Consider the following 17,076-nt stretch of genomic DNA (forward strand, 5'->3'; position numbering starts at 1 on the left):
TTTCTAACAGCAGGACCTTTTTTTATGGCATACCCTCATGCAGTTGTCGCCTCTCAATTAGCTGATGCAGATCACGATGCATTGATTATTATCGGTGATAATTTTTCGTCTTTAGCCGATGCAAGCTTAAGCCACGCTATCAGTGCTCAACAAGCCGTTGATGCACGTATCTCTAAGCAAGTCACATTACTTGTGATTGACTCAAAGCGCGTTATTTTAGCGCCTACAGGTCCGCTTAATCGCGATTATGACGATGTACGTCGTTATTTTGATGCTGCTAAATTAGCCGTGCTAGAAGCAAAAGCTTCGGGCAGCACCAAGCCTGCTATTTTACTTGCGAGTGCACACCACGATGCGCGTTACAAACATGCACTTGAAGTTGCCTTTTTAGGTGCTTGCCAAGCATTATGGCAGCCACTTGAAGCGCGTGAGTTTCATGGCCAAGCGATTGAGCCAATCAGTCAAATTAGCTTAGTGGGTGCTGATGAGGCCATGGTTAAAGCATTGAATGCAATTGCCGCAGGCCAATATGCTGCGCGTGACTTATGCGGTACAGAGCCTGAGCGCATGGCACCGCCACGTTTTGCCGATTATTGTGTTGAGTTATTTGCGGGCAGTAAAGTGTCTGTTGATGTGATCTCAGATATCGACACTATCGATAAAGATTACCCAATGATGAGCACTGTAGCGCGTGCATCATACGCTGTTGAGCGTCATCATCCACGTGTTGTTAAGCTTGAATATGTTCCTGAGGGTGACATTGAGCGTACGTTAATGTTCGTTGGTAAGGGGCTTGTTTATGATACCGGTGGTGCCGACCTTAAAGTGGGTGGCTTTATGGCGGGTATGAGCCGCGATAAAGGTGGCGCAGCATCGGTCGCTGGTTTTATGAAGTCAGTGGCTGATTATGCACCTAAAGGTGTCAAAGTGATTGCTTACTTAGCCGTGGTTCGAAACTCAATTGGTTCTGATTGTTTCGTGCCTGACGAAATCATTACGTGCCGTGAAGGCGTTCGTGTACGCATCGGTAATACCGACGCAGAGGGGCGTTTAGCAATGGGTGATTTACTCAGTGAAATGAAAGACCGCGCATTAAATGAAGTAAATCCAGAGCTATTCACTGTTGCAACGCTAACAGGTCACGCAGCACGTGCGATGGGTCCTTACAGCGCTTATGTTGAAAATGGGCCCGCTCGTCAAGCGCAGGTTTCACGTAAAATTGCTGATTTAGGTGATTTATGGGCTGATGGCGCAGAGGTCTCTCGCAGCCGTCGTGAAGACTACGACTTTGTTAAGCCTCGTACATTAGCCGATGATGTACTTTCGAGTAACAATGCACCGTCAGCTGTGACTGCACGTGGACACCAGTTCCCAATGGCATTCTTAGCGATTGTAGGTGGTTTAGATAAGCATGGCACTGAATCAGCACACCCATTACCGTATGTTCACATGGACATCGCGGGCAGTGGTGTAGAAGGCGGTGATTGGCAACATGGTAAGCCAACCGCAGCAGCTGTCAGCAGTTTATTTGCACGTTATTGCTTGTAATATTTAAGCATTAAAAAAGCCCCGCAAAAATGAAGCGGGGCTTTTTTTCGTTAAAATTTAGCTTATACCAATCCGCAAAAATACTTAATCATTTTGAGTGATCAAACCAGTCGCTACCTGCGTTAAAAATTTCTGATTTACGACTGCATGGATGCAGGAGGTAGAGCAATGCAGGAGCAATTGCCGAGCACAACTAAATAACTAAATTTTTGCCTTGTTATCAACGCGGTTTTATTGCCTCAAAATAGACCACTTAATTAAGCGGAATGGTATTAATCAAGTCTAAAGCGATTTACCACATCGCTTAGTGCTTGTGAGCTTTGTTTTAAGCTTTCACTGGCATCTGATAGCCCTTGGGTATTTGATAGTGACTGTTCGGTTGATTGTGACAGCTCATTGATACGTAAGTTAACTTCATCTGCCGCACTCGTTTGTTGTTCTGTGGCGCGGGCTATTTGGCTATTCATATCTTTAATAATTGTGACCAAACGCTCAATTTCACTGAGTGAGCTGCTTGCTTCACCTGCTTGTAAGACGGTTTCGCTCGACAGTTGTTGACTGGCAGATACCGCATCAACCGCAGCTTTAGCGCCTGCTTGTAACTTACTGATCATGGCCTGAATTTCATCAGTACTTTTACCGGTACGGCTAGCCAGTGTACGCACTTCATCGGCTACGACAGCAAAGCCGCGCCCTTGCTCTCCCGCGCGAGCCGCTTCAATCGCGGCATTAAGCGCAAGTAAGTTTGTTTGCTCTGCTATGCTGCGAATAACATCCAGTACAGAGCCTATATTGTTACTCTCTGCTGCAAGGTCAGTGGTTACCTTACTAACCTGCTCAATATTATGCGACAGAGTTTCAATAGCGGTAATGGTTTTGTTGAGCACCTGTTTACCGGTTGAAGCATTTTGCGCCGCGTCGTTTGCTGCATGCTCAGCTTGATCTGCATTTTGGCTAACATCATGAATTTGATGAGTCATTTCTTCCATTGCGGTGGCAACTTGTGTTGAGCTGTCATTTTGCAGTTCAATAAAAGAATGATTGGTTTTAGTGGCATCATCCACATTGTGGGCGTACTGATTGACCTGTTGAGCATTTTGCGCGACTTGCTTGAGTGACTCTCGCATTTTTGCAGTGTATAGGTTGAAGTAACGCGATAGCCGAGAGACCTCATCATTGCCGTTTTCATCAAGTTGTTGGGTTAAATCACCTTCACCTTGCGAAATGTCTTTCATCATATCAGCAGCCAATTGAGTTGGTCGTAATATACTATTTGCAATTAAATAACTGAGCGCAATTAACAGACCAATAATAACCACCGCAGTGATAATGACGTGATTTCGTAGTGAAGCAAATGCATCTTCAATGGTGTCAATGTAGACACCCGAACCAATAATCCATTGCCATGGTGTGAAACCCTTAACATAGGCAATTTTATCAACGGGTTGATCCTTTCCAGGCTTAGGCCATTTGTATGGAACAAACCCTTCGCCTTGTCGTTTAACCACGTTCACCATGTCAACAAACAGGTGTACCCCGTCGGGGTCTTTATTGTTGGCAAGTGATTTACCTTCAAGCTCTGGTTTGAATGGGTGCATAACCATCGCAGGTTGATAGTCGTTTATCCAAAAGTAATTGCTTTTGTCATAGCGAAGTGCAGCGATAGTATCCAGCGCAGCTTGTTTTGCTTGTTGTTCACTGAGTTTACCTTGTTGGAATAAAGCATAATTGTGTTCAATAATGCTGTGGGCTGACTCCACTAGGTTTTGAGTTTTGGTGTATTGTTCTTGTTCTAAAGAATCATATTGCTTCATTAAGCTTGAGATACTTAAAAAGATCAATCCAACCACCACTACACTAACCAACATGGCAAGGCGTTGTAAGATTGTAAAACGGCGTAAGTAGTTCATGTGTATTCCTTGGTCATGCTTGTCTAAAAGCAATATGTTAAGTGTAGTTAAAACAGGTATTAAATCTAGTTGTGGATGGAATACATTGAGACAAAAAAAAGGCTGATTGGACAATCAGCCTTTAGTCTAAGTTACCGAATTTAAATTTAACTATTGTACGTTAAAGTGACGGTTGAAAAAGCTTGTGATAGTTTGGTGCAAGTGTGTTTGCACACTCTTACCACGTAAACTGTGCTTAGAACCTGGGTACGTCATCATCTCAAACTGCTTTTCTTGATCTTGCAGTTGTTTAAATAACTTCGTGGCGTGAGTAAATAACACGTTGTCATCAGCCATGCCGTGGTAAATCATTAGCGGTCCTTTTAAGCCTTCAGCATAAGGAAAAACGGCACTTGCTTCGTAGCCTTTTGCATTTGTTGCAGGGTGGCCTACGTAGCGTTCTGTGTAGTGTGTGTCGTAAAGTGCCCAGTCGGTCACTGGCGCGCCCGATACACCCGCTTTGAAATAATCACCGGCTTTAAACATGGTCATCAGTGCCATATAGCCACCGTAACTGTGACCGTAAATACCTATGCGCTCAGGATCAACGTAATCAAGAGTGCGTAAGAACTCAACCCCTTTAATTTGGTCAGCGACTTCAGCAACCCCTAAGTGTTTATAGATAACGTCTTCAAACTTTTTACCACGGTTGTAAGAACCACGGTTATCGAGTTGAAAAATAACGTAGCCTTGCTGTGCCATGTATTGGAAATACAAGTTTTTGCTGCGCCAGCTATTTGTCACTCGTTGGGCATGTGGGCCGCCGTATACGTTTACAATAACAGGGTGCTTTTTACCATCTTGATAGTTAGTCGGCTTGAATAAACGGTAATGCATTATTTGGCCGTCTTCAGCTGTTAATGTACCGTATTCAGGAGTGATTAAATCGTCTAAGTACGGTGTAAGTGGATGCGACTTATCGAGTTTGTTTTCTTCAAGCCAGGTAATAAACTCGCCGTTAATTTTACGAAGTGCGGCTGAACCTGGTTTATTAACCGATGAGCTGTTGTCGATAAAGGTTTTATTATCTTTGGCGATAACCACATTATGATAAGCACCGAGCTCTGTTATGCGCTTAATATCCCCTTTTTTGAATAACGGTGCACTGTATAAATGGCTTTCAAGATCGGTGTCTTTACGCGCTGCAAAATACACAATGCCTTTTTTCTCATCGATTCCTTTTAAGCTATCAACCACCCAGTCACCTTGCGTGATTTGGCGGATCATTTCGCCATTTGTGCGGTACAAATAAAGGTGTTTAAAGCCGTCACGTTCAGAGGCCCACACGAAGTGTTTTTTATCGTTTAGGAACTGTAGATCAAAGTGTAAGTTAATCCATGTATCGCTTGTTTCTGTTAGGGAGACCTTTTGCTTTTTCGTTTCACTGTTGTAAAAACGCAGCTCTAACGTTTGCTGTGAGCGGTCTTGCCATTGATAAGATAGCGTTTTGTTATCTTTTAACCAGTTGGCGCGAGCAATGTAGATATCTTCGTCTTCGCCTAAATCAACCCAATCAGTTTGTTGGTTGTTAATGCTAACAACACCGAGTTTAATTTTAACGTTGTCTGTACCCGTGAACGGGTAACGCTGGTTGAAAAGCTTTACTTCATCAGCGTAAATTTCGTTTCGAATCGCTTCTTTTACAGGGCTTTCATCGACACGCGTATAGGCAATTTTTGTTTCATCACCTGACCACCAGTAGCCCGTCATGCGGCCCATTTCTTCTTGAGCCACGAATTCAGCCATGCCGTTTTTAATAACGCCACCGCCGTCTTTACTTAACTGGATTTCTTGACCCGTTTTTAAGTTCAGTGCGTAAAGGTTTTGCTCGCGAATAAACGATACAAAATGACCTTTCGGTGAAAAACGTGCATCGGTTTCGAATGCTTCGGTATCGGTCAGTTTGCGGCTTTTAGCTGAGGCAAGTTCGTAGTAATAAAGGTCGCCATTCAGTGGGAAAAGCAGTGCTTTACCATCTTTTGACCATTTATACTCTAAAATCCCTTTACCAAAGATACGCTGACGCTCACGTCGTGCTTTTTCTTCATCTGATAGGTTTTCTGGGCCTGAGAATAGTGCCGCAGAGTCAACTAATAAGCGGTTTTTGTTATCTTTTAAATTGTATTCCCACAAGTCATAACGGTTGTAGTCGTCGGTTTTACCTTGTAAGTAGGTAACGCGGCTACCATCGGGTGAGAATTTAAGTTGTACAGGTGCTTTACCTGCTAAACTAGGATCGTCAAAAATACGCTCTAGTGATAGTGGTTCAGCATTCACACTCAGTGCTGTTGCCACTATTGGTAAGGCAAGTGAGAGAGATTTAATTTTTTTTAGCACAGGGGTACCTTCGCTCGAATAAAAACTGCCACGATGTTAATGGTAAGCTTAGGCAACTGCAACTAAATGCTATAAAGTAGCAAGGGTACAACTTAGATTTAAGGACTTATTGATGAAAAATGCTGATATGCCATTTTCCTTGGCACCTGAATTACAGCGTGATTGTATTGAATTAGCAGATTGGCCACTGTGTAAAGTATTGCTAATGAATGACAGCCAATATCCGTGGTTTATTTTAGTCCCGAGAGAAGCGGGTTTAAAAGAAATTATCGACCTTTGTGAAGCGCAGCAAGTGACACTTTTACGCGAGTCGGCCAAACTAAGTAAATTATTACAGCAGGTTTTTAATCCAGACAAGCTCAATGTGGCTGCTTTGGGAAATATGGTGCCACAACTGCATATTCATCATATCGCACGCTTTAAAACAGATGCTGCTTGGCCTGCACCTGTGTGGGGTAAGTTACCGGCGGTTCCGTATTCTGATGAGCAGATTACTTCGCTTAAAGCGTATTTTTAAACGGTGAATATCGAAAATATAGTCCAGCAAATATGAAAAAGTGGCACGTTAGCGCGGCAATAATAACACGTTGTTTTTTTGTGACGATGTTATCTTTGAGTGCCTTTGAGAGTGTGGCAAAAAGTTATTATTTTGTAGGAAGTCATTTTCCTGCCATTTTAGAACAGGATCAGCACGGTTCTCCTACAGGACTCGGAGCTGACATCGTTTATGAAATAGGCAAGCGATTGGGGCATACTATTGTGATTGATATTATGCCGCTTAAACGGGCTTTAAAAATGGTTGAGCAAGGTGATGCCGATGCCATTATTGGCCCTTATAAATCGTTTCAGCGTAACCAATACATGCTCTTTAGTGCATTACCCTTTTATGAAGACCCTATTGTTTTTTATACCAAACCGAATAATGAAGTTACTTGGCGAGGAAACTTCGCCAGTTTAAAAAAAGATGCAATAGGGGTTATTCGTGGCTGGGATTATGGGGTTGAATTTAAGCGCCATGAATCGAGTTTACTGTTATCAGAAGTCGCCAATGTGCGGGCAAGTTTTTTACAATTAATGTATGACAGGGTTGATTTAATTCTAACTCACCCCCGCGCAGCAAGGCCGGTGATAGAAAGTTTGGGTATTGCCGATAAGGTGATCATACTTTCTCCTATTTTAACGGTTAATCAAGGTTATTTTGGTTTTACTAAGCAGCGAGATTTAGCGCAATTTATTGATGAGTTTAATGCTGAGTTTCAAAAAATGTTGCTAAATGGGGAAATCGTAAAACTAAACAATAAATATGGGCTGAGCTTTGTGGCGCATTAATGACTGTTGTTTAAGCATAAAAAAACGCTGCTCGAAAGCAGCGTTTTTTGTTTAAACTCGTTATTACTCAGATGAGAGTGCGTTTAGTTTAAACCTAATACCTCTTTACCTTGTTTAAAGGTCACATCAACAGGGATGTTTGCTTGGCTTAGCTTTTCTAAATCTTTAGCAAGCTCGGCTTTAATTTCACCATGAGTCGCGATTAATTGGTCGACTTTTTGATAATCGCCGTCACCTTGAATCGTTAAGATAAGGCGCGATAGTTTTGCCATCGCTAAGCTCATTTTTTCCATATTTACGCTGTATAAGCCATCTGCATTTTTAGAAAATGCACCTTCTTCGGCAAAAAAGTTAAAACGGATCATGTTTGCTTTACCATGTGCACTTGATGCACCAAAACGCACTGAGCGGAATATACCAGCCATAAAGGTGATGTAGTAATCTTCTAGCGTACCGTCAGTGATTTCACCTTTTTTAAGTAACTGCTCAACCATGTAAAGACCAAGGATATCTGCTTTACCTTCTTCAAGCGCGCTGGCATGCTCTTGCAGTGATTGACGCACAGTCCCTTTGTTGGTGATGGTGTTTTTAATTCCTAAGCCATGTGCGACTTCGTGGAACATGGTGTTTGCAAAAAACGCATCAAAGGTGATGTGTTTACGCTGCTCAGGCACAATTAATTGCTCTGAAATTGGCACTAAGATTTTGTCGAATTTAGCGCGCATCGCGTTTTTAAGCTGTAAACGGCGGGTGCCTTTTTCAAGCTGTACTTGCTCATCATTAGGCAAGTTAATAGCAATTGTTTTGCTGCCGGCATTTGAGTGGCCCGCATAGTAAACAACATCATATGCATTAAGGTCAGCGTCTGAACCCGGTACTTCTTGCTTGTACTTATCGTCTACGGGTAAGCCTTTTTGTAGCTCTGGTAAGAAAGCTGCAAACTTAGCTAAACGCTCACTCCACGCAAGGTCTTTAATTAATACGTAAGACTCATAAGCGGCACGGTAACCAAAGAGTTGATCTTCGTAGGTTTCGATTGGACCAATAACAACATCAATTGGGTTGTTTTTCATGTCCATCCATGCGAAGTCAGAGGGTTGGAAGTTATCACTAACAAGTGCATCAGCACGCATGCTTAAGTAGTTTGCAAATTCTTTGTCATCGGCGAGTTTACTTGCTTCACGGAGTAAGTTTGCCGCTTTTTCTAGTTCCTGTGCGTATTCTACTGAGTAAGCCACGCTGTATAGTTTGCCATTTTCATCACGTTTAATAACTGAATAAAGGCCTGTTTTATCTTCAACTGTTGCGTTGTTTAACGCTTCTTTAGTGATATCGCTTGGGTAAAACTCTGCGCCAAGTGGTTTTTCTTCATAACCAGATAAGAACACCTGATCGCCGTTTAAACGGTCCCATGGGCCGTAGTTGATATCTGCAAATTTTTGCACTTTTTCGTCATTAATTTTTGCCAAAAATGCTTCTTTGTTTTCACCAAATGCTTGACGCCAAAATAATGCATCCATGATTTTTGATGCGTCAATAAGTTTGCCAACCATTTGCTTTTGGTTATCGCTTAAGTGGCTCAAGTCTGAGGTTAATGTAAAGTCTGTATAGATATCTAAGCGGTTTCTGTCTGCATTGATTAGTTGCGGATTATTTTCTTCAGTATTTTGAGTCGTTTGCTCTGCAGCAGGCTTTGTTTGAGAAGGGGTCGCTTGTTGGTCAGAACATGCACCTAGAAAAACTGCACCAGATAAGATAAGTGCGTGGCTAATTTTATTTAATGTCATTTTTTTGCCCGTTAAAAAGAGAGAGTCGTTGCTTTGAAAATAAATGTGTAAGCATTAAAGCAAACCTAACATATAAATGGCAAGTTTACTGCGCAGTATGTGATTTTAAGCAATTAAATCGGTGTCTTAAAATATAAAAGTAGATTATTACTGTGAATTTCTTAACTTTAGCGCTAACTTAGACAATACTAAAACAATAATTAATCTAACAATGTCAGTCATTAGTTTGATTTTATAAAAGCAAGCTAATTCAAGAGGATGGCAAAGATATGTCAACAGAAAATGCACTACTGACCATTTTGGTCGACCGAATTAATAATGACACCCTAGTGTTGCCTACTTTACCTGAAGTGGCTGTAAAAGTCAGACAAGCTGCAGACAATCCTAATGTCAATTTGATGCAAATGGCCGATGTGATTTCACACGACCCCGCGCTTTCAGCCCGCATGATTAAGGTGGCGAACAGTGCCTTTATGGGGCGCTCGGTTAAGGTGACAAACCTACACCAAGCTGTAACGCGGATAGGTTTACGGCAAATTAAAAACATTGCAACGGCCATGGCAATGGAGCAACTGTTTGTATCGCACAATGAGTTAATTAAAGGCTACATGGACAAAGCGTGGCAAAAAACGCTGAAGGTGGCTTGCCACTCAATTACCTTAATGGATTTTTTCCTACGCGATAATAAGAAGACGTCATTAAATCGCGACACCATTACGCTAGCGGCTTTAGTGTATAACATTGGCGTGTTACCCATTTTAACGGAAGCCGAAAAACACCCCGAAGTATTTGCGAACCCCAGCTTTCTTGCGCATGCAATTCAAAAATTGGGAGGCAAAGTAGGGGGAGCGATTATGCGAGCGTGGGGCTTCACTGATGAATTTGTTGAAGTTGCTGAGAGCTGGGCAAACCCTAACTATCGTCCTGAGCATATTTGCTATGTTGACTTTATTCGCATAGGCGCGATCTTAGAGGGCATCCTGCAAGTATCAGATAAGTCTTCAGCATTACAGACCTATTTAGATAAAGGTGTTATTTCGTCACTTGATATGTTTAATTCAGATGAATATCACGACATGTTAAATGATGTAAAAGCGGTGTTTACTGAATAACGCATTAAAAAGCGCAGATTACGACTAATCTGCGCTTTTAGTGTCAACAAGCTGATTATAAATCGCTTGCATCTCCTAATCCTTGAGTTAGTTCTTCAAGTAATTGCTTAATTTCTTCAGATGCTAAAATGAAGTCTGCATCTAATTTTACGGCCATATCTTCTTTAGGGATATCGGCGTTTTCTTCTTTAAGTGTTTCTGAGTAGCTTAGTCGTTTTATTGACCCATCGTTTTGCAGCATGAACTTAACTCGCTCTTGCCAATCAAGTGCAAGCTTAGTCACGCGCTTGCCATTTTCTAGATGCGATTTCACTTCATCACACGATAAATCATGGCCTTTAAGTTTAACCTGTGCGCCACTATCGTCTGCTTCTTCAAGTTCTGCATCGTTGCCAATAGCGAACCCCTCAGGCGCATTAAATTGTGTTAGCCAATCGGTTAGAAACACATCCAGATCATAGTTTGCAAATGCGGGCACTACAGGTAACGACCCTAACGATTTACGTAACAAGGCAAGAAGTTCTTCGGCTTTGTTAAAACTACCACTGTTAACAACCACCCAGCCATTCTTTTGGTCAATAAATGCAAACTGTAAGCTCGACTTTTTGAATGCTTGAGGAAGTAGGGTATGCAGAATATTTTCTTTTAGTTCGTCTTTTTCTTTTTTCTTAACTGGGCGGTTTTCTTCCGCTTCAATCTGCTCTACTTTTTCAGCAACCAGTTCGTTAATAACCGCAGCGGGTAATACTTTTTCTTCACGTTTTGCGCACACTAAAATGCTATCTTGAGAAAAGTGCGATAGGGTTTGACCATGTTTACCAAAGGCTTTGGTCCAACCAAACGTTGATAACTCTTGACCACCACATGAGCGAAACAGGTCTTGTTCTAGGGCTTTATCGAAGTCTTCTTGGTTGTATGATACGTCTTGTTTAAAACGGTAACAGATAAGGTTACTAAACCACATATTTAGGCTAATCCTTTCATTAAATTTGCCCAATCATAGCAATAAAAAAGTGATGCCGAAATGAATGATTTCGGCATCAGGGGGTTTTGTTTATGTATTAAACATTGAAAGTGGCTTTGGCATGTTTTTAGGGAAACTAATGTGGTAATGCAACCCTTGTCCAGGCTCGCTTGTTACTTCTATATCGCCACTGAGCGTTTGTTTTACTAAGTTAAAAGTAATGTGTGTGCCTAAACCGCTGCCGCCTTGGTCGCGCTTGGTAGTAAAAAATGGGTCAAATAGCTTTTCTAACTGCTCTTGAGTTACACCATTACCGTTATCTTTAAAGTCGATGATAACCTCATCGTCTTCTTCTTTTATAACAATCTCTATGATGCCGCTTTCTATGCCTTCGAAACCGTGAATGAGTGAATTCATGATTAAGTTCGTGAAAATTTGACTAATTGCCCCCGCAGGTAAATTGAGTGTTAAGTCTTCAGGGCAATCTAGGTTTATATGGTGCGATGTTTTTTTAAGTTTAGGGTGTAACGAGCGGATCACCTCGCCTAAATACTCTTTAAAATTAATTGTACGCACCGCTTCACTGGCTTGGTCTACCGCGATTTGTTTGAAGCTGGCGACCAGCTCAGAAGCACGGTCTAAATTACTGGTTAATAAGCTGGTGCTTTGTTTTGCGTCGTTTATAAACTCTTCTAATGCTTTCGGCGAAAGGGTTTTGTCTTTATAGGCTGCTTCAATTTGATTCAGGCGCTCTTGTAAAAAAGAGGTCGCTGTAACACCAATACCAATCGGGGTGTTTACATCATGAGTAATACCGGCAACAAGCCCGCCTAATGCGGCCATTTTCTCTGAGCCTACTAACCGCTCTTGGGCCATGTTCAGTTCATCAAGGTAACGCTGTAGTTCAGTTTGCTTTGTTATGAGCTCTTGTTCGGTTTGTTTACGTAAATCGATTTCTTCAGTTAAGGTGAACTTTTGTTTTTCTAGCTCGTATTTTTGTTGCTGTAAGTCCATCATTGCTTGGCTCAAGTTTGATGTCTTACGAGCGACTTCCTGCTCTAATTGCAGGTTTTGTTGATCCAGTTTTTCGTTGCTTATCAGTAATTCTTTTTGTGTATGTTCAAGCTCTTCTCGGTACAGTACCACTTTATCAATCAGGCGATTAAATGACTCTTCCATCACTTTTAATTCGTTATGCTCACTGGTTTGAATGTCGATATGGCGACCTTCTAAATCATTGAGTTCAAGATCTTCTATTTGTTCTGTGAGCTGGGCTAAGGGTTCTGTTAACTGTTTTCTAAAGGCAATTAAGAATAGGATGATCAAAAATGTTGTTTTGATCATCGCATTACCGATTAAGAAATAAATCGAGATCATAATACGGCTAAATACGACGTCTCGGCTTGAAAATAGGGTGACATCACCCACTTGGGTGGCTCTGCCTGAAAACTCAAAAATCAGCGGGAAAGTGTAACCAAATAAACCTGACGGGGTGTCTTCAATAATCGCCTCTTCTTGCACTAGCTGCTGACTGTATAACTCATGTATGTCTAAAGAGCGCCCTAATTGTGATAACACTTCACCACTGTCATCTCGCACAATAATGCCTTCAATCATAGGGATCGCAAGTAACCCCTCAGCAGTGGTGATCGTTTGCTTAGTGTTCAGCTCCCAAATGGCGCGTGTGAGGCTGCGACTGAATGTTTTTTGCAACGTGGTTAATTCATCGCGAATGTAATCTTTGGTATTAACGTACTCAGCAATAACCTGCCCACACGTAACGACAAACGTTAATAAAAAATAAACCGAGAGCACACTAGTTAATAATTTTTTTGACAGGCTTTTTTGTAGCATGGATTATCCATAGCTCCTTGGTGAGATTTGTAATACATTCAGCTAAATCTAAAGTTAGCTAATAAATGATTAAAAATAAATAAATATATCCTTTTTTACGGGATCATTTACAGATTGTAACTAAATCATGAAAAAACTTGACCTTACTGCCTTTTAAAAAGTGTGATATAAAATTAGTCATCTTTAATTTATCCTCTATTAACGCTGTGTTTGCAACAGCGAAGATGTATATTTCATGAGTAATTCTAATTTTTCAGTGCTTGTCTGTGATGATTCAAACGTTGCCCGAAAACAGGTCGTACGCTGTTTAGGTGACTGCATCAGTGCCGACATTAAACAAGCCAGTAACGGCCGTGAGGCACTTGCTTTATTGCGGCAGCAAAACTTTGATTTGCTTTGCCTCGACTTAACCATGCCAGAAGTTGATGGTGTTGCTGTACTTGAAACGATTAAAGCCGAAAAAATAGAGTGTTTTGTGTTGGTTATTTCGGCGGATATTCAAACAGAAATGAAGCAACGAGTCGCAAAACTTGGTGCCATTGATTTTATTGATAAGCCGATAGAACTTGTCCGCTTAAAAACAACTTTGCATAAATTTGGTATTCATTAAGTCTTTATATAACCTAATTGCATAATTTATCTTTTTATTAAGGGTTGACAGACTGGCTGTTTTTAAGGCAGTCTAGGGGCTATGAAAACATTTAATCACGCAACGACCATTATTATTACAACCATCATCCTTACGGGATAGTGGCATAGGTCGGTGCAACAAAATTAAAGGCCTGTGTTCACTAGAACACAGGCCTTTTTTCGTTTATGGGATGAGGAAACATAAATAATGCGAGTATTAAAATTTGGCGGGTCGTCCTTGGCTGACTTCGCATGTTTGCAACAGGTAGCTCAGTTAGTCAAACAAGAACTTAAAGATGAAATGCTATTAGTGCTTTCTGCACCGGGCGGCATGACTGATTCACTCGTTGCGCTAGCGAGTGCAGCAGAGCAGGGGCGTGATTATAGTGAGTTATGGCATGCACTGGTTAATCGTTGTGAGCAGTTAAAGGCGGATGTAGAAGCAGAGTTTGGCGCAGTTGATAATTGGCCTAATTTAAATGACCTAAAAAATAAATTGGATGGTGTTGCATTATTAACGTGCTGCCCAGACCAAGTTAAAGCTTATGTTATTAGCTTTGGTGAGCGAGTGAGTGTAGCGCTCATGCAGCGTATGTTAAAAGAGAGTAATGCGCACTACCTTGAGGCAACCGATTGTATTGCTTCTGTTGGTGGATATATTGATGCAGAAGCAGACTTAGCCGCGAGTAAGTTGCGTTTTCGTGAAGCATTAAAAGCAGCACCAAGTACCATTTACATCATGCCTGGTTTTACTGCGGCTAATGAGCAAGGCGAGCTTACAACACTTGGCCGTAATGGCTCTGATTATTCAGCAGCAATTGCTGCAGCCTGCTTAGAAGCCGATGTTTGTCAAATTTGGACCGATGTTGACGGTGTTTACAATGCGGACCCGCGTTATATCAAAAAAGCCTCTAAAGTAGATTCGCTGTCTTATAAAGAAGCGATGGAACTTTCTTACTTTGGTGCCAAGGTGTTACACCCAAAAACAATTTTGCCATGTGCTAAAGCTGGCGTACCTTGCGAGATCAAAAATACTCATAACCCTCGCGCTGAAGGCTCTGTGATCAGTAACGATAGCGTATCATCAGAACCTGTTAAAGCGTTATCAAGCTTACAAAACCTTGCAATGCTAACGGTCTCAGGTCCCGGCATGAAAGGTAAAGTGGGTATGGCATCTAAGGTGTTTAATGCCCTTGCTCATGACAATGTATCGATTGTGTTAATTACACAATCGTCGTGTGAATTTAGTATCAGTTTTTGTGTTCACGAAAGTGATTTAGCGCTGGCTTTAGAAGCGTTGCAAACGGCTTTCGAACTTGAGTCGCAAGCTGGGCTTATTGAACCCGTTCAAGTACAACGTAATTTAGCGATTGTTACTTTAGTGGGCGACAATATGCGAGCGCACAAGGGTCTTGCAGCAAAGTTCTTTGCTTCATTAGCGCAAGCGCAAGTCAACATTGTGGCGATTGCCCAAGATTCAACAGAGAGTGCTATTTCTGCGGTTATTGATGGTGAGCTGTGCAATGATGCTGTGAAAGTGTGCCACGAGAACTTTTTTACACATATTCCATCAATCGATATGTTCTTATTAGGTTGTGGTTTAGTTGGGCAAGAGCTTATCCAGCAACTTGAGCGCCAGCAGGCATGGCTTGAAAAGCGCAATATTAAGCTTAATTTGTACGGTGTTGCTAACTCAAAACAACTCTATCTCGACAGTGACGGTATTGCCTTTAGTGATTGGCAAGAAAAATTAGCGATATCGGAGCAAGGTTTTGACTTAAAACTCGTTGAGCAATTTGTAAAACAAAACCATTTAATCAACCCTGTTATTGTTGATTGTAGCTCAGCCGATAAACTCGCCGCGCAGTATGTTGATTTCTTAAATGCTGGTTTCCATGTTGTGGCTGCGAATAAAAAAGCAAATACCAGCTCATTTGCGTACTATCAAGATTTGATTTCTGCGACACAAAAGAATAACCGTAAGTTTTTATACGAAACCAACGTAGGGGCAGGTTTACCAGTCCTTGATAATTTAAAGTCATTATTTGGCGCGGGTGATGAACTTATTAAGTTCAGCGGCATATTATCAGGCTCGTTGTCGTACATGTTTGGTGCTTTGCAAGATGGCCTCTCGTTGAGCGAAGCAACTGTAAAGGCAAAAGAAAGTGGCTTCACTGAGCCAGACCCACGTGATGACTTATCGGGGACCGATGTTGCTAGAAAGCTGCTGATCATTGCGCGTGAGTCTGGACTTGAACTTGAGTTAAGCGATATTGAAGTTGAATCTGTATTACCAACAGGGTTTGCAGAGGGAGATTCGGTTGCTGAGTTTATGGAAAAACTGCCCAGTCTTGATGCTGCATTTAATGACCGTATCCAAAGTGCAGCAAGCGAAGGTAAAGTGCTGCGTTATGTTGGCACTATTGAAAATGGTCACTGCAAAGTAGGTATTGAAGCGGTTGATAGTAAGCATGCACTTTATGATATTCGTGATGGTGAAAATGCACTGGCGATTCTTAGCCAATATTATCAGCCTCGTCCGTTTGTTATCCGTGGCTATGGTGCGGGTGCAGAAGTGACTGCCGCAGGTGTATTTGCTGATATCTTAAAAACATTATCACGCTAGGAGAAGGTTATGATCCGTATTTACGCACCGGCTTCTATCGGTAACTTTGCGGTTGGATTTGATGCTTTAGGTGCCGCATTGGCACCTATTGATGGCAGCCTACTTGGTGATGTGGTTGAGGTATCTGCAGCTGAGCAAGACACATTTGTGTGCTCAGGAGAGTATGCCAGTAAGTTACCAGCTAACGCAGAAGAAAATCTTGCCTATCAGTGCCTTATTCATTTTAAAGCGCATGTTGCACCGGCCATGCCCACAGTGAAACTGGAGCTTAAAAAGAACTTACCAATCGGTTCTGGGCTTGGGTCAAGTGCATGTTCTGTGGTTGCTACATTTGCTGCGCTTGATCAGTTTGCTAAAACTGAGTTATCGCAAGAGCAGTTGATTGAACTTATGGCTGATTTTGAGGCGATTGTGAGTGGTGGTCGTCATTACGATAACATCACGCCATGTTACCTAGGTGGTTTACAGTTAACAGGCGATCTTATTCCCAATAAATCCATTGCGTTACCGGTTGATGAGCGCTGGTATTACGTGGCAGCTTTTCCTGGCTTTTCTCTTAATACGGCAAAAGCTCGCTCGGTTTTACCCACGCAACTATCAATGCATGACAGTGTCGAGTTCGCACAAAGATTGTCAGCATTCAGCAGCTTGTTACTGACAGGGCGTTTTGATGATGCCTTATCAATTATGCGTGATGAAATTGCTGAGCCACACCGAGCACCACTTATAAACGGGTTTAGCGAGGCGAAGCATGCTTTACCAGAACTTGGCGCTGAGATTGTGAGTATTTCGGGTGCTGGACCGACTCTTTTTACAGTGTGTAAAAGTCTAGAAGCCGCTAAGCAATGCGCAGCGTGGCTTAATGATAATTACATTAATGAACATGGTTTTTGCCATATTTGCCAGCTTGATCAGCTTGGCACACGACAGCTATAAAGAA

The 17,076-nt window shown here is 41.9% G+C and carries 12 protein-coding genes; 7 read left to right on the plus strand and 5 right to left on the minus strand.

Annotation, left to right across the window (positions count from 1 at the left end; genetic code table 11):
- Nucleotides 1-24: 24 nt before the first annotated feature.
- Nucleotides 25-1,548: a leucyl aminopeptidase family protein gene (locus tag BWD47_RS12135; RefSeq protein ID WP_075594055.1), complete on the plus strand. Its 1,524-nt coding sequence runs from the start codon at nt 25-27 to the stop codon at nt 1,546-1,548.
- 272 nt (nt 1,549-1,820) lie between these two features.
- Here BWD47_RS12135 and BWD47_RS12140 read toward each other — a convergent pair whose 3' ends face one another.
- Together BWD47_RS12140 and BWD47_RS12145 are read right to left on the minus strand one after the other, a co-directional pair.
- Entirely contained in the window at nt 1,821-3,458 is a 1,638-nt protein-coding gene (locus BWD47_RS12140) for a methyl-accepting chemotaxis protein (RefSeq protein ID WP_036966284.1), read from the minus strand.
- Between the two features lie 150 nt (nt 3,459-3,608).
- On the minus strand, nt 3,609-5,834 hold the full coding sequence (locus tag BWD47_RS12145) for a S9 family peptidase (protein ID WP_075594056.1): 2,226 nt from the start codon (nt 5,832-5,834) through the stop codon (nt 3,609-3,611).
- A 112-nt stretch (nt 5,835-5,946) separates the two neighbouring features.
- On the opposite strand from BWD47_RS12145, the gene BWD47_RS12150 reads away from it, so the two are divergent.
- Together BWD47_RS12150 and BWD47_RS12155 are read left to right on the plus strand one after the other, a co-directional pair.
- Nucleotides 5,947-6,351, plus strand: a complete 405-nt coding sequence (locus BWD47_RS12150) for an HIT domain-containing protein (RefSeq protein ID WP_036966288.1) — start codon at nt 5,947-5,949, stop codon at nt 6,349-6,351.
- 86 nt (nt 6,352-6,437) lie between these two features.
- Nucleotides 6,438-7,163 (plus strand): ABC transporter substrate-binding protein, encoded by a 726-nt coding sequence (locus tag BWD47_RS12155; protein ID WP_227006813.1) that lies wholly within the window; start codon nt 6,438-6,440, stop codon nt 7,161-7,163.
- Between the two features lie 83 nt (nt 7,164-7,246).
- Here the strand turns inward: BWD47_RS12155 and BWD47_RS12160 are convergent, their stop codons facing one another.
- Nucleotides 7,247-8,950, minus strand: coding sequence for a Zn-dependent hydrolase (locus BWD47_RS12160; protein WP_036966293.1), 1,704 nt, complete (start codon nt 8,948-8,950; stop codon nt 7,247-7,249).
- A gap of 269 nt (nt 8,951-9,219) precedes the next feature.
- Between BWD47_RS12160 and BWD47_RS12165 the strand changes: the two genes are divergently transcribed.
- Nucleotides 9,220-10,062 carry an HDOD domain-containing protein gene (locus BWD47_RS12165; protein ID WP_036966295.1) on the plus strand — a complete coding sequence of 281 codons (843 nt, stop codon included), beginning with the start codon at nt 9,220-9,222 and terminating at the stop codon, nt 10,060-10,062.
- A gap of 55 nt (nt 10,063-10,117) precedes the next feature.
- Here the strand turns inward: BWD47_RS12165 and rdgC are convergent, their stop codons facing one another.
- Both rdgC and BWD47_RS12175 read right to left on the minus strand, forming a co-directional pair.
- Complete coding sequence (gene rdgC, locus BWD47_RS12170; RefSeq protein WP_036966297.1) at nt 10,118-11,026, minus strand: recombination-associated protein RdgC; 909 nt, start codon at nt 11,024-11,026, stop codon at nt 10,118-10,120.
- A 90-nt stretch (nt 11,027-11,116) separates the two neighbouring features.
- Nucleotides 11,117-12,880: a sensor histidine kinase gene (locus BWD47_RS12175; RefSeq protein ID WP_036966299.1), complete on the minus strand. Its 1,764-nt coding sequence runs from the start codon at nt 12,878-12,880 to the stop codon at nt 11,117-11,119.
- A 235-nt stretch (nt 12,881-13,115) separates the two neighbouring features.
- Between BWD47_RS12175 and BWD47_RS12180 the strand changes: the two genes are divergently transcribed.
- From BWD47_RS12180 to thrB, 3 genes are all read left to right on the plus strand, one after another.
- Nucleotides 13,116-13,490, plus strand: a complete 375-nt coding sequence (locus tag BWD47_RS12180) for a response regulator (RefSeq protein ID WP_036966301.1) — start codon at nt 13,116-13,118, stop codon at nt 13,488-13,490.
- A 228-nt stretch (nt 13,491-13,718) separates the two neighbouring features.
- Nucleotides 13,719-16,136, plus strand: a complete 2,418-nt coding sequence (gene thrA, locus BWD47_RS12185; protein ID WP_075594057.1) for a bifunctional aspartate kinase/homoserine dehydrogenase I — start codon at nt 13,719-13,721, stop codon at nt 16,134-16,136.
- Nucleotides 16,137-16,145: 9 nt separating this feature from the next.
- Complete coding sequence (gene thrB, locus BWD47_RS12190; RefSeq protein ID WP_075594058.1) at nt 16,146-17,072, plus strand: homoserine kinase; 927 nt, start codon at nt 16,146-16,148, stop codon at nt 17,070-17,072.
- Nucleotides 17,073-17,076: the final 4 nt, after the last annotated feature.

It is taken from the genome of Pseudoalteromonas sp. PAB 2.2 (assembly GCF_001938575.1).
In the GTDB taxonomy this organism is placed as follows: domain Bacteria; phylum Pseudomonadota; class Gammaproteobacteria; order Enterobacterales; family Alteromonadaceae; genus Pseudoalteromonas; species Pseudoalteromonas lipolytica.